This is a genomic window from Pseudoalteromonas sp. TB25 (assembly GCF_000497995.1).
In the GTDB taxonomy this organism is placed as follows: domain Bacteria; phylum Pseudomonadota; class Gammaproteobacteria; order Enterobacterales; family Alteromonadaceae; genus Pseudoalteromonas; species Pseudoalteromonas distincta.
This window is the reverse complement of the sequence record NZ_AUTI01000345.1, coordinates 1-18,484: the sequence shown is the minus strand read 5'-3', so window position 1 is coordinate 18,484 and position 18,484 is coordinate 1. Positions and strand designations below refer to the sequence as shown.

Sequence of the window (18,484 nt, the reverse complement as noted above, 5' to 3'; positions counted from 1 at the left end):
CTTATTATTTTTATAGCGACTTCATTGTGCCTTTTGGCAATACTGCAGATACTGCAGATTTTTGTACTGTAACTTCTGCTTGCTCGTTTAAAGAGATAACGATGAAATCTTTCTCTTCAGAAATTTTCACAATTTTACCCACTAAACCGCCTTGGGTAAGTACTTCATCACCTTTAGCCATCATACTCATTAAGCTTTTGTGCTCTTTAACGCGCTTAGCTTGTGGGCGGTAGATTAAAAAGTAAAAAACCAAACCGAAAATAGCTAACATTATTAGCATTTCCCAACCACCGCCTGCCGCAGGTTGACCAGCTGCTGCGTGTGCATTTGAAATAAATAAACTCATGATACTTCCTCTTTAATTTTAAAGTTTAATTTTTTATATCTGCTAACTCTGGCACATCTTGGCCTCGGCGAGCATAAAAATCTTGTACAAATTCTTCTAATTTACCTTCGCTAATTGCATTACGTAAACCTTCCATAACACGTTGATAGTAACGTAAGTTATGAATTGTGTTTAGTCGCGCACCTAAAATTTCGTTACATTTATCAAGGTGATGCAAATAAGCTCGTGAATAGTTTTTACACGTATGGCAATCACACTCAGGGTCAAGTGGCCCTGTATCTGTTTTATGCACTGCGTTACGTATTTTTACTACACCCGTGGTAATAAATAAATGGCCGTTACGCGCATTACGTGTTGGCATAACACAGTCAAACATATCAATACCACGGCGAACCGACTCAACTAAGTCTTCTGGCTTGCCTACACCCATAAGGTAACGAGGCTTGTCTTCTGGCATTTTAAACGCACAATGATCAAGGATATTCATCATTTCGTTTTTAGGCTCACCTACTGATAGGCCACCTAATGCATAACCGTCAAAACCAATTTCTTCAAGGCCAGCTTGTGATTGTGCACGTAATTCTGGGTACATACCACCTTGGATAATACCAAATAAAGCAGATGGATTATCGCCATGCCCTTCTTTTGAACGCTTAGCCCAACGAAGAGATAACTCCATAGAATCTTTAGCTTCTTTTTCAGTTGCTGGGTATGGCGTACACTCGTCAAAAATCATAACGATGTCTGAGCCTAAGTCGCGCTGTACTTCCATCGACTTTTCAGGCGACATCATAATTTCATCACCATTTACTGGAGATTGAAATAAAACGCCTTCTTCAGTGATTTTGCGCATTGCGCCTAAGCTAAATACTTGAAAACCGCCTGAGTCAGTTAAAATTGGGAAGTCCCAATTCATAAAGTCGTGTAAATCACCATGTTGTTTAATGATCTCAGTACCTGGGCGAAGCATTAAATGAAAGGTATTACCTAAACATATTTGCGCACCAGTGGCTTTAACTTCATCTGGCGTCATACCTTTTACAGTACCGTAAGTACCAACAGGCATAAAAGCAGGTGTTTCTATTACACCACGGTCAAAAATTAAGCGGCCGCGGCGCGCTTTTCCGTCAGTACAATCTAATTCAAATTTCATATCATCCTCAATGTCGGAAAAACAGTCCAACAAGCTATAATTTAACCGCCTGATTCTACCCTTTTTGCCTCACTAATACTATTAGCTGCGATAAATTCAGTTTTGCCAATTGCCGCAAACAAAAACCCCAGCAACTAAGCTGGGGGTTTTAATATATTCGACTGAGTATTAAACAATATTTTGTTACTTACGTGTTAAAAACATCGCGTCGCCATAACTAAAAAAGCGGTACTGCTGCTCTATTGCAGTATTGTAAGCGCCCATAATATTGTCTTGGCCGCTAAATGCGCTGACTAACATTATAAGCGTTGATTCTGGTAAGTGAAAATTTGTGACCATGGCATCAACAACATTAAATTGATAACCAGGAAAAATAAATATATCGGTATCACCAAAATACGTATCTAACTTGCCGCCGTGAACTTTAGCAGCCGACTCTAATGAGCGAACTGAAGTTGTGCCTACCGCAATTACACGCCCACCATTTGCTTTAGTTTGCGCAACAGCTGCAACTACGTCATCAGGTACTTCTATGTATTCTGAGTGCATTACATGCTCATCAACACTATCAACTCGTACCGGCTGAAAAGTACCAGCGCCAACGTGTAGCGTAACAAAAGCCATATTTACGCCTTTATCTTTGAGTGCTGTCATTAACTTATCGTCAAAATGTAGACCTGCAGTTGGTGCTGCAACTGCACCTGGTTTTTCACCATAAACAGTTTGATAACGCTCACGGTCAGCATCGGTATCAGGTCGGTCAATATAAGGAGGCAGTGGCATATGGCCAATATCATTAAGTATATCTAACACGTTTTGGCTATGATCGAACTCAAGCTCAAATAAAGTATCGTGGCGTGCAACCATTATTGCCTTGGCTTTGCCTTCTAAAATAACTTCGTTACCGACCTTAAGCGACTTACTTGCCCGTACATGCGCAAGTACGCGATGCTCATCTAATACCCGCTCTACAAGTACTTCAACTTTTCCGCCTGAAGCTTTTTGACCAAACATACGTGCTGGAATAACGCGTGTATTGTTAAAGACCAATAAATCGCCTTCGTTTACTAAATCAAGTATATCGCTAAACACTTTATGTTCTAAAGTTCCGCTTGGGCCATCTAAAGTGAGTAGACGGCTGCTGGTTCTGTCCGCTTTAGGAAAACGAGCTATTAATTCATCAGGTAAGTCAAAGCTAAAGTCAGCCACGCGCATAATTAGTAATCCACATCATTTAAAATCGCGCCAAGTGTATATGTATCGGATATTAAGCTCAAGAAATCAGCCAAACTTATAATGTCTGTTTGCGTGTTTGCCATTAAATTCTCTTGTTCTTATGGTTAAATGTCACTATTCTTATTCGGCTAAATTATTATAAGTTATATTAGGGGTGTTCAACTCGTAGGGGTGTTCAACTCGTGCCAAACCAGCTTAAATTGCTAATATTAAACGCAAGTAGTGCTGAACGTCGCGCGATTAAGGGCACTTTAGATAGCTTAAATGTATTTACCTTTATTGATGCCCAAGACAGCCAACAAGCTTTAAAGCTTTTAAAACAACACCCTGTTGATATTATAATAACGGGCATTAATGTTGGTAAAATTGATGGCTGGCGCTTTTCTAGGATGATCCGCTCAGGATTATTAAAAACACCAAAAAACACACCAATCTTACTTATTCCGCCAATTTACTGTGAGCGGATTGCCGAAACAACAGCCCGAAGCTATGGGATAGATGCTGTACTACCGTTTGAGCACAAAGATATGCTCCCTCAAGTACTTGCGAATGTTTTATCTACTCACTTAGAAAAAAGTAGCCGGCTAAACTTATTATTATTAGAGCCACTTCAAAATACGGCAGACAAAATAAGTGAACAGTTAAAGTTAAACTTTGCTATCACTCACGTAACTTCAGCTAAAGCGGCACTTAACGCTTATAACCAACAGCAGTTTTCAATTGTGCTACTCGATGCCACTACATCAAGTGCAGAGAGCTCGAGTGTACTCGTTGAAGAAATCCTCCAGCACAATTCTAAACAAGCTATTGTTACAATTATAGAAAGTGACGATGCCGATTACGCTGAGCAGCTTTTGCTTTCGGGTGTTACCGACTTTATTAGAGCCCCTTACGATCCTTCATTTTTAAACAAAGTGTGTGACCACGCCGCACGACGTGAAGATTTTATGGTGAGTTATGCTGAATTTGCTTACAAAGTAGAACAATTAAGCGTGAGCGAAGTGCGTTACAAAGAGTTATTTTCAGCTCATCAGCGTATTTTATTGCACTTAAATACAGTTGTTTTAGAGCTCGATCAGCAAGGTAATATTCGTTTTATTAACCCCGCATGGGAAACATTAAGCGGTTTTGGTGTTAAATCATCACTACAAAACCCATTAAGCGCTTATTGTAATAACGAAGATAAAGGAAGGCTTGACTACACTATTAACGATATTTTACATGGTGGCGAGCAACAGCAACAAATAGAAGTAAAGTTAACCCACAAAAATGGCAATTTAATTTGGGTTGAATGCAGATTGCAGCTAATAAAAAATAGTCGTAACAACGCGACTATAACCGCAACTATCGACAATATACACGAACGAAAGCAAGCTGAGATTCAACTACGTCATTTAGCACACCATGACCCATTAACTGGTTTACATAATCGTTATTATTTTGATCAACAGCTTAATAAAATATGCCAAGATAAATACACCTATGATGGCATAGAGCATGCTGTTATTTATATTGACCTCGATCACTTTAAAATAATAAACGACAGTAAAGGCCATCATCAGGGCGATATAGTTTTAAAAGAAGTGGCGCAATTATTTAAAGCAAATATTGGCGACGATCACCTGGTATGCAGAATTGGTGGGGATGAATTTGCAGTCATACTTACCAATATGAATTTACTGGATGCACACCTTATTGCAGAAGGTGTGTGTAGTGCGATAGAAAAACATGCTTTTAAATCAGAAGATCAGATATACACTATTAGCTGCTCTATTGGTTTAACTCAAATCACGACACAAAATAACGACCCTAATGAGTGTTTAAAACAAGCCGATATTGCTTTGTATATTGCCAAAAACCTAGGGCGTAACTTAGTACATTGCTATTCAAAAGAAGATGCTCAAAACAATACACTACAAACAGGGCTTGAATGGGGCCACGAAATTCGCCAAGCACTACAGCAAGATAATATTGAACTACATTACCAACCTATTTGGGATTTTAAAGAGTGTAAAGTTGCTTATTTTGAAGCGCTTTTACGCTTAAAACTAAAAGGTGAACTCGTATACCCAAATCAGTTTATTCCCTCTTTAGAAATGCTTAACGACACATTTTTGATGGATCAATGCGTTATACGTAATGCTATTGCTTGTGTATCTAAGCACCCAGAGTTAAACCAAGTTGCTATTAATTTGTCAGCACAATCGTTCTTAGATGAACGCTTATTGCCATTAATTGAATCAAACCTTGAAAAGTATAACGTGCCTGCTTCGCGGATAATTTTTGAAATAACTGAATCTGCGAGTATCAATAACCTAAAGGCCACTCGTAAAATGATTGAGAAGCTTAATAGCTTAGGCTGTCATTTTTCTATCGATGATTTTGGAACTGGATTTAGTACATTTAATTATTTAAAACAGCTACCAGCACAGCATGTGAAAATTGACGGCTCATTTGTAAGTGATATGCTCAATGACCCTATAGATTTAGCGTTAGTAAAAGCAATAAATGATATTAGTCGGTCTCTCGATAAGCGCTCTGTAGCTGAGTACGTTGAAAACGAAGAGATATTTTTTGCACTAAAAGAAATTGGTGTTGATTATGGGCAAGGCTACTTTATTGCACGTCCAATACCTGTTGAAAAAGTAAAAGATGAACTCGAAAAAATTTCTAAAAATAAAACGTTTTACCAACAACAAGCTAGCCCAAAATAAACAAAATTAAACAATTTTAATCATTTTATTACTACCAATATTACCTTTCTTGCCTATACTTTCAGCATCAAATAAAAAATGTCGTGCCTTTTTATGTATTTCACTTTAAAAACATGACATTACCTTTTGGCGGCGTAGTACCGATATTTATAGTGGGTTTCAAAGCTATTTAAGCTTTTAAGGAAGAAGGTATGACACAACTAGTTATGTTATTACTGATTATACATTTTGCAATCGCGTATCAGTGTTACCGCTACGCGAATATTAAAGGCTACCCAGTTAAGGTTTTTACTGTATTAGGCTGTGTGCCTTACTTTAACTTGGTGGTATGGATTTATTTATTATTTTTACCTGAACTTGAGCCTTTTGAAAGCCATCTTCAAAATCAAAAGCAGCCTTTGTAGGCTGCTTTAGTTCACTTATTATTCTGCTTTAGAAAAATCTAAACTACATTGACGCTTTAAAAACACCTCAAGCTGTTGACTAAATAGCCTAAAGTCTCGAATTCGGCCCGTAGTTTTACGCCACAAGATACCAATATCTCTATATGCATCACTTTGTGATGGTGTAGCCACCATATTTTTATTATCTAAAATACCCGCATTAATCGCCATCTGTGGTAAAAAAGTCACCCCGAGCTGATGCTCAACCATGCTTAATAGAGTATGTAAGCTTGCAGCTTCAAATGGGTTAATACAACTGGCACGGTTTAAGTGACATGCACTAAGCGCATGGCCCGTCATGCAGTGCTCGCGCTCTAATAAGAATACGCTAGCCTCTGGTAATAGATTAAAGTCGACTACGCCCTTTGCAGCGCTGTAATCCTTATGGTGCACTAAACTAAACTGATCTTTTGCCAATACTTGTGTATGAAATTTATCTGTTTCGTACGGCAGTGCAAGTAGCGCTAAATCAATATGCCCATGTTCAAGTTTATCCAGTAGCTTGTCACTCGTATCTTCAATTAATACCAGCTCTAAATCACAAAAGGTTTCTTTACAAAAATGATAAAGCGGAGCCGCTATAAAGCTTGCAATTGTAGGTATAACACCCACAGTCAGCTTACCACTTAGTGGTGTTAAAAAGCTTTTTGTAAGCTCTTTTAAACTAATTGTATCGTTAATTATTTTACGAGAACGCTCAACAACTTCTTCACCAATACTGGTAAACATCAGGCTGCGATTTTCACGCTCAATTAGCTGACAGCCTAGTGTTTCTTCAAGATTTTGAATAGCGCTACTTAAAGTAGATTGTCCTATAAAGCAGGCACTAGCGGCTCTGCCAAAGTGCTGATGTTGATGAACAGCTAATAAATACTGTAGTTGTTTAATACTTGGAAGGTTAGTCATTTTTTCTTTCCACAAATAAAAAGACCCCAACACCTAGGGCATTGAGATCTTTTCAAGCTAAAAGTCTTTGAGTACTTTTTTATTAAACCCCAAATGCGGTTCTTAGTACGTAGAAAATAACAATAGCAAGGGCAGCGCCAACTGGCAATGTAATTACCCAAGAAACTACAATGTTTCTGATAACACCCATGTTAAGCGCGCCAATTCCACGTGCCATACCTACACCTAATACCGCACCCACTAAGGTTTGAGTAGTAGAGATTGGCATACCAGTACCTGAGGCAATAACAACGGTAGAAGCAGCAGCTAGTTCAGCAGCAAAACCACGGCTAGGTGTTAAATGTGTAATACCTTCACCAATTGTTTTAATTACTTTTTTGCCTAAAATAGCAAGACCAGCAACAATACCAAAACCACCTAGAGGTAGAATCCACCAAGCAATAGCTGCTTTTTTAGCAATTTCACCATTGTTTTCAACAATGTTTACAACAGCTGCTAGTGGACCAATTGCATTAGCAACATCATTAGAACCATGTGCAAATGCCATACAACATGCTGTAAGTACCATAAGAACAGCAAATACTTTTTCAACATTGTTGAACTGCATTTGTTTATCTGCTTTTGGATCAATATTTAAGCGAGATATGGCAATTTTACCAATCACAGCAACAACTATTGCAACACCGACTGACAGTGCATAGCCTTCAGCTGAGCCTAGGTCTATACCAACGTGCTTTAAGCCCTTTTTAATTGTAACCAATGCCATGATAAAACCTGCTAAGCCCATATAAAGAGGGACATAACGTTTAGCATTTTTTAGTGGTGCATCTGTATTAAAAATAAGTTTTTGTGCACTCATGAATATTAAGTATGCAATAAAGCCTGATATGGCAGGTGTTATAATCCAACTACCTACGATACCACCTACTTTATCCCATTGAATCGCCTCAGTACCTACTGCAACTAACGCAAAACCAATGATTGCACCAATGATTGAGTGAGTTGTAGATACAGGCCAACCTAAGAACGAGGCCATTAATAACCAAGCACCGGCTGCAAATAAAGACGAAATCATACCCAGAACCATTAATTCCGGAATATCTGCAAATGGTGCTGCATCAATAATTCCTTTACGAATTGTTGATGTAACCTCACCACCTGCTAAATAGGCGCCTGCAAATTCAAAAATCATCGCTATAAAAATAGCTTGTTTGATTGTTAGCGCTTTTGAACCTACAGATGTACCCATGGCGTTCGCTACGTCGTTCGCGCCAATACCATAAGCCATAAAAAAGCCGACTGCTGCGGCAATTAAAATTAATACCGTGCCGTAAGATGCAATGATATCCATTGTAAAACCTTAATCTTTCGTGTTTGAACTGATTTTAAATTAACGAGCTAACATCAGCTCAAGACGTGATCCTACGCGCTCTGCAATATCTGCAAGCTCGCCAACCCATTCAATGATTTTGTACAAAAACATCACATCAATTGGGTTTAACTCACCTTCTACATCACGTAGCTGGCGGCGTACTTTTATCTGCATTTCGTCCGTGTCTTGTTCTATGGCATCCAATTCAACTAACATTTTTTCTACTAAGGTGACTTCTCGACCTTTAAAACCCGTTTCTAGCAATTCTTCTAATTCGTTAATTGCTTTAGATGCTTGTTTAGTCGCATCTACACAACGGGTTAAGTAAGCTAAGAAATCAGCTTGCATAACTTTTGGGATGGTCATTTCACGACCAATCACTCGTCCTGCAATATCTTTTGCTTTATTGGCAATTTTATCTTGTTGAGTTACTAATTCGAGAAGATCTGTACGCTCTACCGGCATGAATAAACCACGTGGCAATTGTAAGCGTATATCTCTTTTCATATCATCAGCTTCACGTTCTAAATTGCGAATAGTGATGCGAAGCTCTTCAGCTTGTACCCACTCTTCTTTAAATACGTGATTAAAAAAAGGTATCAAGGCTTTACTTGCTTGATGAACCTTCTTGATGTGTTCTTCCATTGGTTTGATAGGAGATTTTGCAAATACTCCTAAAAACGCGTTTGTAGGCATAACTGACCCTTTAATCAAATTGATATGCTTTGCAGCATGAATTTTACAGTATTAACCAAGATTGTGAACGCTTTTTATTACTTCACTAAGGCTTACAATGCACAAAGCGGCACTAAGCCGCTTTAATAAAAAAGAAAAATAGGTAAAAAATTATAGCGATTTTTCTATATCTTCTTGAGATGTATGACGAATATCTTTGCCATTTACAAAATAAATAATGTATTCCGCAATATTTTGACAGCGATCACCTATGCGCTCTAATGAACGAACAGACCAAACTAAGTCCATAATTTTAGGGATTGAGCGTGGATCTTCCATCATATAAGTCATTATTTGACGTGTGATAGCTTCATATTCACGGTCAACTTTTGCATCTTCTTTATGTACTTGAAATGCGCGCTGCACATCCATACGTGCAAATGCGTCTAGTACATCATGTAACATCTTTAGAACTTGGCGGCCCATATTCTCAATATTTACTAACAAGTCTTGTTGATCTTTAGTAAATGAGTCTAGTGCAACTTTAGCAATTCGCTCAGCTTCATCGCCAATACGTTCTAAATCTGCAATAGTTTTTGCAATTGCAATCACTAAACGTAAGTCACTTGCTGCAGGCTGACGACGAGCAATGATACGCGTACATTCTTCATCAATGCTGACTTCCATTGCATTTACTTTGTAATCGTTCTGACGTACCTTTTGAGCAAGCTCAGCATCGTTACGACTCACCGCATCAAGCGCGCTATTTAATTGCTGCTCAACTAAGCCACCCATACTCAATACATGGTTACGTACATTTTCTAGTTCTTGGTTAAAGCGCCCAGAAATATGCTTATTAATATTATGTTCCATAGTTACCTTCTCTCTTAATCTTGTACAACACGCTATAACGGGCTAATTAACCGTAACGACCGGTAATGTAATCTTCAGTCTTTTTCTTCGTTGGTGTAGTAAATAAGGTATTTGTGTCTGAGTATTCAATCAATTCGCCCATATACATAAAGGCTGTTTGATCAGATACACGCGCTGCTTGTTGCATGTTGTGTGTAACAATAACAACGGTAAATTTGTTTTTTAAATCGTTTATTAGCTCTTCGATTACCAAAGTAGAAATAGGGTCGAGTGCTGATGTTGGTTCATCAAGTAAAAGTACCTCAGGCTCAATTGCAATTGAGCGAGCTATAACTAAACGTTGTTGCTGACCACCCGATAAGCCAAACGCGCTATCGTGCAATCTATCTTTTACTTCATCCCACAAAGCAGCACCACGAAGTGATTGCTCTACTACTTCATCTAATTTACGTTTCTCTTTAATGCCTTGTAAGCGCAGGCCATAAACTACATTTTCATAAATTGATTTAGGAAATGGATTAGGGCGCTGAAACACCATGCCTACATTACGACGAAGTGCTGCTACATCTACGCTCTTATCGTAAATATTTTGACCATGGAGTAATATTTCACCTTCAATACGGCAAATATCAACCAAATCATTCATGCGATTAATACAACGCAGTAATGTTGATTTACCACACCCAGACGGCCCGATAAACGCAGTTACTTGGCCTTTAGGAATGTTCATATTAACTTTATTAAGCGCCTGCTTATCACCGTAGTAAAGATCGAGGTCTTTAATCTCTAGCGCTTTTTGATCATCCGTTAAATTTTCTAGGTCTAACTTTTGACCAATATTAGCTTGGTTTACTTGTGGAGCGACTGTAATCATTTTTGTTACCTATAAAATCTTTACTAATTAGTGTTCAAGCGATCTGAATTTTTCACGTAAATGGTTACGTATACCAATGGCCGTTATGTTTAGGGTAATAATCACCGACACCAATAAAAAGGCAGTGGCGTATACCAGCGGACGTGCCGCTTCAACATTAGGGCTTTGGAAGCCAACATCGTATATATGAAAGCCTAAGTGCATGAACTTTCTATCTAAGTGAAAATACGGGAAGTTACCATCAAGTGGTAATGTAGGGGCCATTTTTACAACGCCTACTAACATTAATGGTGCAACTTCACCTGCAGCACGCGCAACTGCCAGTATTAAACCAGTCATAATTGCAGGGCTTGCCATTGGAATAATTATGCGCCATAACGTTTCAACCTTTGTTGCGCCAAGCGCTAGTGAACCGTCACGTACGGTACTTGGAATACGAGATAAGCCTTCCTCAGTCGATACAATAACAACTGGCAAAGTTAATATAGCAAGCGTTAACGCCGACCACATTACACCTGGCGTACCAAATACTGGCGTTGGTGCCGCTTCAGGGTAAAATAATTGGTCTAAGCTACCACCTAACATGTATACAAAAAAGCCGAGGCCAAACACACCGTACACAATTGAAGGCACACCGGCCAAGTTAATCACCGCAATACGAATCATCTTAGTGACTGCATTTTTAGCGGCATACTCGTGTAAGTAAATTGCAGCAACAACACCAAACGGCGTCACTATTACAGCCATCAGCATAACCATAAACACAGTACCAAATATAGCAGGGAAAACACCGCCCTCTGTATTTGCTTCACGTGGGTCATCAGATACAAACTTACCTAGCTGCACAAAGTAGTGCCCTAGCTTTGCAAAAAAGCCCATATCATTTGGAAACCAAACATCAAGTACTTGATACATTGGAATCGTAACTACTTCACCGCGCATATCTTTTACAGTTACGTGGTCACGTTTAGCTTGTTTACGTAGTGCAAATAAATCTTTTTCAAGTACACCATACTGCGCACGTAATTCAGCACGCTCTTGAGCAAGCTCAGCAACACGTTCATCAGTGAGTGCGTTATCTAGTAAGTAGCCCTTTTCTTTTAAACGAAGACGCTCAAGCTCATAGTTAATATGCCCAATGTCACCATTTTGTAAATCAAGTGCTTCGTCGTTTAAATCCACGGCACGCTCTACAAGTTCATGTAGAGCTTCAATTTTATCGCCTTCGACTGGTTTACCATCTTTAATTACACTTTCAACATAACCATAAAAATTACCGTTTTTACTACGCTCAAATACAGCAAGCGTTGCAGGCGTTGTTTTATTTTTAATGTCGGTTTCTAATATCCAACGAAAGTCTAAATCTACATACTCACGATTACCTGTTTTAATAAGTAAGCGCTCTATTTCTTCTTTTTCAAATCCGCTAACGTCAATACCTGTCGCGGCTAAACGCGTTTTTGGTACTAATTCACGGTCATAAACTTCGCCAATAACGGTTTGTTTTGAAATTGACCCTTCAAGTTCAAACTGCACAACTTCTGAAGGCCAGAAAAAACTTAATCCTTTCCAGGCTATCATTGCTAATAAGCCTAGAACTGAAATTAAACTGATGCTCACTGCACCACCGGTCATCCAAATCCAAGGAGAACCAGACTTAAACCACTGCTTTACCATGTCATGTCTCTCCGCTTACATTGAGCTATATTTTTCACGCAGTTGCTGGCGAACAAACTCAGCGACTGTGTTAAAAATGAATGTGAATATGAATAGTACAAAGGCCGCTAAGAACAATATTCTGTAATGCGAACTACCTACTTCTGACTCAGGCATTTCAACTGCAATATTTGCTGCAAGCGTACGCATACCTTGGAAGATGCTCCAATCCATAATAGGTGTATTACCCGTTGCCATAAGTACAATCATGGTTTCGCCAACGGCGCGGCCAAGTCCCATCATTACCGCAGAGAAAATACCAGGGCTTGCTGTTAGTAATACAACACGTATTAGTGTTTGCCACTGCGTTGCACCTAATGCTAATGAGCCATTTGATAAATGCTTTGGAACACTAAATACGGCGTCTTCTGCAATTGAGAATATAGTTGGAATAACTGCAAACCCCATCGCAATACCTACAACCAGCGAGTTACGTTGATCGAATGTCATACCTAGCTCATTTGTTAAGTACTGACGTACATTGCCGTCAAACATCCAAAGCTCAACAAATTCACTCATCGCAAACGAAAACCAGCCAATAAGTAAAACGACCGGAATAAGGATAATTGAATGAGATCCTTCAGGAATTCGATGACGGATTTTGGTTGGTAATTTAGTCCAAGCTAAACCTGTCGCTAACATACCTAAAGGTAATAATATGAGTAACCCAACAATTGCAGGTAAGTGCTCTTCTATCAAAGGAGCTAACCAAAGACCGGCTAAAAAACCTAAAATAACGGTTGGTAATGCTTCCATTATTTCAACAGTAGGCTTAACTACCTTACGTAATTTACTCGACATAAAGTATGCCGTGTAAATTGCCGCCGAAAGCGCAATAGGCACTGCAAATAACATCGCATAAAGGGCTGCTTTTAATGTACCAAACGAAATTGGCACTAATGAAAACTTAGATTCAAAGTCATCACTGGCTGATGTTGACTGCCATATATAACCTGGCTCTGGGTAACCTTCGTACCACACTTCTTGCCAAAGCGCTGACCAAGTGACTTCTGGATGCTCGTTATGTATTTCTAATACTGTTAGTTTGTTATCCGCCAAAATTAATGCAGCATTTGAACGCGGTGAAATTGCAAAGTTTTGTATTGCGCCTTCACTTACTTTACCTTGCCATAATTTTGCTTCGCTTGTTGTGTAGTACACCCCAAGCTCACCGTTACTGCTGGTCGTAAAAAAAGTACGACGGTAGAACTCTGTAAATACATTTAATTTACTTTGCTTAGTCGTTTCAAATGAACGTATTTTTTCATATTCGCGGCCAGTGTCAGTGTTAACTTCAAACCACTGCGAAACTTCGCCGTTATCATTGGCAAGCATTAATGAGTTTGCACCTGCTAGTAATTGTGCAGATACAATATTGGCATTTTCTTCGTTAGCTGAAAGTAGCTGAATTTGCTCTACATCACTTGGGTCACGTGTATCGTATACGTAAACTTGATTAGCAGAACGTACAAAAGTACGGGTTGTATCTGGCGACATTAATAGCTCATCTACACGCCCTTCAACATCTAGCTCTGTGCGCTCAACAACCCACTCAACTTCGCCAGTAAACATATTCTCTTCAGCAACAAAACTGCTAAACAGCACCCGTTTGTCTTCTGTAAGTGCGACAACAGCTGTTCTGTCTTCATAGTGGCTAAATGCAAAGCGTTTAATAGCTGAGCCTTGTTCATCTACTTCCAAAGCCATTTCCCCAAGAGGAAAGTCTAAACGAGGCGTTAATTTACGCTCATTATTAGGAAAGGTGACCAAAAATTTAGGTGCTACGACCATTACAGTGCCATCTTTTAAACCAAACGCATAATACCCTTGAAAAGGCGCGCTAGTTGCAAAGCTTGTTGCATCACTTGGTAGCTCGGCGTTTAATGTTTTAAGCTTTTTACCAAAGCTGCCATCTTGCACACTGTAAAAATCAACCTGACCTTGCTGACTGAGTAAATAAGCAACTTCAGTTTGCTCTTCTACACCTAGGCCTGCTATTTGCTGCGAATTAGCGACCTGAAAGCTATCGCGTTTTTCTACTTTTGCTGATTCAAAAATTGGCTGTACTACATAAAGAAGGTAAAAGAATATTAATAGCAGTGCTACCAATACCATTATCCCACCTGCGGTTATACCAAATTTGGCAAACCGATCTTTAAATAGACGGCTTCGATCCGTATTAAAAGTCGGTTTATTCGGATTTGAAGTCATCAAAACACCCTTAAATCTTAACGTTCTATAAATTATATTTCATCAAGATGACAGTAATGTTACAGCAGTAATAATAAGCACGTTAAAACGGTTTTAAATAAAACTAGCGAAGAAAATCGCTAAATAAGTCTCATATAGATGATTTTTAAGTGAACTAAATTATAAAATAATTGGACAAAGCATTTATCGAGGTCAATACTAAAAGAGTACTTACTAAATAAGAATGACTATTAATACCGCGTATAGTCAACACAACCACATTCAATTTTATTATTTTAAAATCAACGGTTTATAAAAGTGCAACAACACACAATTTAGATTAGACAATACACTTAATGCCTATGCATTTACTTTCTTTGGGCTTAAAAAGAGAATTATTTATGAAGCAGTTGGTTATAACTATTTTAGGGCAAGATCGCCCTGGTTTAGTAGAGAGTATCTCATCCGTCGTGTTACAAAATCATGGCAACTGGCTAAGCAGTAACTTAAGCCATTTATTAGGTCATTTTGCAGGTATTATTCAACTTGAAGTTGCTGAGGAACACTTTCAATCATTACAAAGCGCTTTAAATAAGTTACCTAAGTTAGACGTTCGAATTGAAACCGGAAACACAGAAATTGAACCATCAACATTAGAACAAATCAATCTGGTTATAACAGGTAACGATCGCCCAGGTATTGTTCAAGAGTTGGCGAGTGTAATACGCCACAAAGGCGCTAACATTACTCATTTAAATTCAAGGCAGCAAAGTGCGCCTAATTGGGGGGTGCCTATTTTTAGCGCTGTTGCTACCGTTACTTTACCCAATGGTATGAATAAAGATGAAGTCATTGAAGCATTGGAATCAATAACAAGTGATTTAATTGTAGATACAGAAGAAGTTTGATCTCCCTAGGTGCGTGCCACACTGTTGACACGCATATTATTTTAGCCAGTTTATCAAAGCCCTCTGCGGGTTATTTAACGCAGACATAAAATAAGCCGATGCAAGCATCGGCTATTTTGAATAGTTATCTTATAAAGCTACATATCCATATGACGATTCGTACTTTGCATCATTTGCTTTATACCTTGCTTTTCCAGCTCTAGTATTTGTTGCAGCTTTTCTTGGCCACTTTGAGTTTCAGCGCGCTCAAGTAAGTATTCATATAATTCAATTACCTTTTGATGCTGCTCTGATAAATAAGCTTGAATAACTTTCTCATCAAATTGCTGGTCTTTACTAATGTCTTCGAAAGTAATTAGCTCAGGATTTTTAGCAAAGTATTCATAACAGTACGTATCGAGCGTATTTATTTCGGTTATCGCTTTAAACCCGACTAAATCTTCAGCGAGTTTTTTTTCGTAATTTAGGTAGTAGTCCACCAGCATTGCATTATGTTCATCGAGTAAATCCTTTACGCTATGAAAATTAGCCGCCATTTGCGTATGAAACAAAACGGTCCAATCGTATACCTCTTTAATTGTTTTAACTTGCATGTGCATTCCTTACTTAGTTGACTGTATAGGTACTACACTGCGTAAAGCGTGCCAATTAAAAAACCATTTAAAAACAGAAGGTTAATTTTAAAATGGATATTAGTTAGCAATTTAATAGAATAACTTACAAATTATAGGTAATTTTTATAGAGCAATGCGTGGGTAGTAACCGCACTGCTCTATCGTCTTGTTGCTTTATATTATTTAAGTCCTTGTTTGCGCCACAGTAGGTAAACCGCAGGAATAACAAGTAAGGTGAGTACAATTGCACTGCCCATACCGCCAACCATAGGCGCAGCTATTCGACTCATTACTTCGCTTCCGGTGCCTGTGCCATACAGCACAGGTAGCAAGCCAATAATAATTGTCGCGACAGTCATCATAACCGGGCGTACTCGAAGCCCTGCACCTTCAATAATAGCTTGCTGTAATTGCACTAAACTAAGTGGCTTATCTGCCTGCTCTGCTTCGATGCATTTTTCTTGATAGGCTTGGTTTAAATACACCAACATAATGACCCCAATTTCTACCGCTACCCCAGCTAAGGCAATAAAGCCCACACCTACTGCAACTGAAAAGTTAAAGCCCTCTAAATACATTAGCCATACGCCACCAATCATTGCCAGTGGCAACGTGGCCATAATAATAGTGACCTCAGCAAAGCTTCTAAAATTAAGGTAAAGCAATACAATAATAATCGCTAATGTAAGTGGTAATACATAAGTCAGTTTGTCTTTAGCGCGCTGCATGTATTCATACTGCCCAGCCCACGTAATTGAGTAGCCAGCAGGTAGTATTAGGTCTTTATCGAGCACTTGCTGAGCGTGCTCAACGTAAGTACCAATATCAACGCCATCTATATCAATAAAACTCCAACCGTTTAAACGTGCATTTTCGCTTTTTATACCAGGCGGTCCATCTTCAATAAATACATCGGCTACATCACCAAGTGCTATACGCTGCCCTGTAGGCGTTACAATGGGTAACAACATTAGCTCTTCTGGCGAGTCTCTGTATGCTTGCGGGTAACGCAAATTAACTGGGTAGCGCTCTTGCCCTTCTACGGTTTGAGTTACGTTTGTACCACCAATTGCAGTAGATACAACTTGCTGTATGTCGCTAATATTTAAGCTATAGCGCGCGGCTTTTTCACGATTTATATCTACTTTTATATAACGTCCACCGGCTACTCGCTCTGAGTAAACCGATGCAGTGCCTTGCACATCTTTTAATAACACTTCTATTTGTTGACCAATTTTTTGAATTTCACTCAACTTTGGTCCCGCAACTTTAATACCCACAGGGGTTTTAATACCGGTCGCGAGCATATCAATACGTGTTTTAATTGGCATTACCCACGCGTTCGTCAACCCCGGAAACTTAACCAAACCGTCGAGTTCTTTTTTAAGTTTTTCAAGAGTCATACCCTCGCGCCATTCGTTTTTTGGTTTTAACTGAATAAACGTCTCTATCATTGTAAGCGGCGCAGGATCTGTTGCTGTTTCTGCTCGCCCAACTTTACCAAATACTGTTTTAACCTCGGGCACTGTGGCAATTAACTTGTCGGTTTGCTGTAGTATTTCGCGCGCTTTACCTACCGATAAACTAGGATACGTTGTGGGCATATACATTAAATCGCCCTCATCAAGTGGCGGAATAAATTCACTGCCTATTTTGTTTACCGGGTAAAAGCCAAAAACAGAAACAACCACCGCGAGTACCAATGTCATTTTTGGAAATTTAAGCACCCAGTTAAGTAGTGGGCGATACGCTGCGACGAGTAATCGGTTAACTGGATTTTTTTGCTCCGAAATAACTTTACCTCTAATAAAGTAACCCATTAATACCGGCACCAAGGTAATCGCAAGCCCAGCAGACGCTGCCATAGCATAGGTTTTAGTGTAAGCCAGTGGCGCAAACATACGTCCTTCTTGCGCTTCTAAAATAAATACCGGCATAAAGCTGACGGTAATAATTAATAAACTAAAAAATAATGCAGGACCCACTTCACTCGCCGATTTAGCCACAACTTCCCAGCGGTTTTCGTTGGTAAGGGGCGTTTTTTCCATATGTTTGTGCATATTTTCAATCATGACGATAGCGCCGTCGGTCATTGCACCTATCGCTATTGCAATTCCTCCTAAAGACATAATGTTGGCGTTAATCCCCTGCCAATACATAATTATAAATGCCGTTAAAATGCCAAGCGGTAACGTAATAATCGCCACCAATGATGAGCGCACATGAAACAAAAACACCACACACACTAAAGCAACTACAATCAGCTCTTCAATTAGCTTACTTGTTAGATTATCTACCGCGTTATTTATTAAGTTGGAGCGATCGTACACAGGGATTATTTCAACGCCCTTTGGTAATCCCTTTTTAAGTGATTCTAATTTTGCTTTTACCAGCTCAATAGTTTTTTGTGCATTTTCGCCATAGCGCATAATAACGATGCCGCCGGTCACTTCGCCTTCGCCAT

15 protein-coding genes are annotated in these 18,484 nt (G+C 39.1%); 3 read left to right on the top strand and 12 right to left on the bottom strand.

The window, feature by feature from the left end; translation table 11 throughout:
- Positions 1–10: 10 nt before the first annotated feature.
- The 3 genes from yajC to queA form a co-directional block, all read right to left on the bottom strand.
- The gene (yajC, locus tag L652_RS0114105; RefSeq protein WP_002957830.1) at positions 11–346 is read right to left on the bottom strand and encodes a preprotein translocase subunit YajC; all 336 of its coding nucleotides are present in this window, start codon (positions 344–346) and stop codon (positions 11–13) included.
- A gap of 25 nt (positions 347–371) precedes the next feature.
- The gene (gene tgt / locus L652_RS0114100; protein ID WP_002957831.1) at positions 372–1,499 is read right to left on the bottom strand and encodes a tRNA guanosine(34) transglycosylase Tgt; all 1,128 of its coding nucleotides are present in this window, start codon (positions 1,497–1,499) and stop codon (positions 372–374) included.
- Positions 1,500–1,682: 183 nt separating this feature from the next.
- Positions 1,683–2,714: a tRNA preQ1(34) S-adenosylmethionine ribosyltransferase-isomerase QueA gene (queA, locus tag L652_RS0114095; protein ID WP_002957832.1), complete on the bottom strand. Its 1,032-nt coding sequence runs from the start codon at positions 2,712–2,714 to the stop codon at positions 1,683–1,685.
- Positions 2,715–2,917: 203 nt separating this feature from the next.
- On the opposite strand from queA, the gene L652_RS0114090 reads away from it, so the two are divergent.
- A complete protein-coding gene (locus L652_RS0114090; protein ID WP_024597537.1) occupies positions 2,918–5,449 on the top strand; it encodes a GGDEF domain-containing protein in 2,532 nt (843 codons plus the stop codon).
- Between the two features lie 191 nt (positions 5,450–5,640).
- Entirely contained in the window at positions 5,641–5,853 is a 213-nt protein-coding gene (locus tag L652_RS0114085; protein ID WP_002957835.1) for a hypothetical protein, read from the top strand.
- Between the two features lie 18 nt (positions 5,854–5,871).
- Here L652_RS0114085 and L652_RS0114080 read toward each other — a convergent pair whose 3' ends face one another.
- The 7 genes from L652_RS0114080 to L652_RS0114050 all read right to left on the bottom strand — a co-directional run bounded on the left by L652_RS0114080 (position 5,872) and on the right by L652_RS0114050 (position 14,519).
- Positions 5,872–6,798 (bottom strand): hydrogen peroxide-inducible genes activator, encoded by a 927-nt coding sequence (locus L652_RS0114080; RefSeq protein WP_002957836.1) that lies wholly within the window; start codon positions 6,796–6,798, stop codon positions 5,872–5,874.
- Between the two features lie 82 nt (positions 6,799–6,880).
- A complete protein-coding gene (locus L652_RS0114075; protein ID WP_024597536.1) occupies positions 6,881–8,149 on the bottom strand; it encodes an inorganic phosphate transporter in 1,269 nt (422 codons plus the stop codon).
- Between the two features lie 39 nt (positions 8,150–8,188).
- Positions 8,189–8,866, bottom strand: a complete 678-nt coding sequence (locus L652_RS0114070) for a TIGR00153 family protein (RefSeq protein ID WP_002957838.1) — start codon at positions 8,864–8,866, stop codon at positions 8,189–8,191.
- A gap of 150 nt (positions 8,867–9,016) precedes the next feature.
- Positions 9,017–9,718: a phosphate signaling complex protein PhoU gene (phoU, locus tag L652_RS0114065; protein ID WP_007586465.1), complete on the bottom strand. Its 702-nt coding sequence runs from the start codon at positions 9,716–9,718 to the stop codon at positions 9,017–9,019.
- 46 nt (positions 9,719–9,764) lie between these two features.
- Positions 9,765–10,592: a phosphate ABC transporter ATP-binding protein PstB gene (gene pstB, locus L652_RS0114060; protein ID WP_002957840.1), complete on the bottom strand. Its 828-nt coding sequence runs from the start codon at positions 10,590–10,592 to the stop codon at positions 9,765–9,767.
- A gap of 27 nt (positions 10,593–10,619) precedes the next feature.
- Complete coding sequence (pstA, locus tag L652_RS0114055) at positions 10,620–12,269, bottom strand: phosphate ABC transporter permease PstA (RefSeq protein WP_002957841.1); 1,650 nt, start codon at positions 12,267–12,269, stop codon at positions 10,620–10,622.
- A 15-nt stretch (positions 12,270–12,284) separates the two neighbouring features.
- Positions 12,285–14,519: an ABC transporter permease subunit gene (locus L652_RS0114050; protein ID WP_024597535.1), complete on the bottom strand. Its 2,235-nt coding sequence runs from the start codon at positions 14,517–14,519 to the stop codon at positions 12,285–12,287.
- A 380-nt stretch (positions 14,520–14,899) separates the two neighbouring features.
- Here L652_RS0114050 and L652_RS0114045 point away from each other — a divergent pair, with 380 nt between their 5' ends.
- On the top strand, positions 14,900–15,406 hold the full coding sequence (locus L652_RS0114045; RefSeq protein ID WP_002957843.1) for an ACT domain-containing protein: 507 nt from the start codon (positions 14,900–14,902) through the stop codon (positions 15,404–15,406).
- A 137-nt stretch (positions 15,407–15,543) separates the two neighbouring features.
- On the opposite strand, the gene L652_RS0114040 is transcribed toward L652_RS0114045, so the two are convergent.
- Together L652_RS0114040 and L652_RS0114035 are read right to left on the bottom strand one after the other, a co-directional pair.
- The gene (locus tag L652_RS0114040; RefSeq protein WP_002957844.1) at positions 15,544–15,999 is read right to left on the bottom strand and encodes a hypothetical protein; all 456 of its coding nucleotides are present in this window, start codon (positions 15,997–15,999) and stop codon (positions 15,544–15,546) included.
- Positions 16,000–16,199: 200 nt separating this feature from the next.
- A partial coding sequence (locus tag L652_RS0114035; protein WP_024603514.1) for a CusA/CzcA family heavy metal efflux RND transporter occupies positions 16,200–18,484 on the bottom strand: 2,285 nt, incomplete at its 5' end.

Coding starts and splice junctions, on each gene's coding strand:
- L652_RS0114045 (WP_002957843.1), top strand. CDS start 14,900: ATGAAGCAGTTGGTTATAACTATTTTAGGGCAAGATCGCCCTGGTTTA.
- phoU (WP_007586465.1), bottom strand. CDS start 9,718: ATGGAACATAATATTAATAAGCATATTTCTGGGCGCTTTAACCAAGAA.
- L652_RS0114070 (WP_002957838.1), bottom strand. CDS start 8,866: ATGCCTACAAACGCGTTTTTAGGAGTATTTGCAAAATCTCCTATCAAA.
- L652_RS0114050 (WP_024597535.1), bottom strand. CDS start 14,519: ATGACTTCAAATCCGAATAAACCGACTTTTAATACGGATCGAAGCCGT.
- L652_RS0114040 (WP_002957844.1), bottom strand. CDS start 15,999: ATGCAAGTTAAAACAATTAAAGAGGTATACGATTGGACCGTTTTGTTT.
- pstA (WP_002957841.1), bottom strand. CDS start 12,269: ATGGTAAAGCAGTGGTTTAAGTCTGGTTCTCCTTGGATTTGGATGACC.
- queA (WP_002957832.1), bottom strand. CDS start 2,714: ATGCGCGTGGCTGACTTTAGCTTTGACTTACCTGATGAATTAATAGCT.
- yajC (WP_002957830.1), bottom strand. CDS start 346: ATGAGTTTATTTATTTCAAATGCACACGCAGCAGCTGGTCAACCTGCG.
- L652_RS0114085 (WP_002957835.1), top strand. CDS start 5,641: ATGACACAACTAGTTATGTTATTACTGATTATACATTTTGCAATCGCG.
- L652_RS0114075 (WP_024597536.1), bottom strand. CDS start 8,149: ATGGATATCATTGCATCTTACGGCACGGTATTAATTTTAATTGCCGCA.
- tgt (WP_002957831.1), bottom strand. CDS start 1,499: ATGAAATTTGAATTAGATTGTACTGACGGAAAAGCGCGCCGCGGCCGC.
- L652_RS0114080 (WP_002957836.1), bottom strand. CDS start 6,798: ATGACTAACCTTCCAAGTATTAAACAACTACAGTATTTATTAGCTGTT.
- pstB (WP_002957840.1), bottom strand. CDS start 10,592: ATGATTACAGTCGCTCCACAAGTAAACCAAGCTAATATTGGTCAAAAG.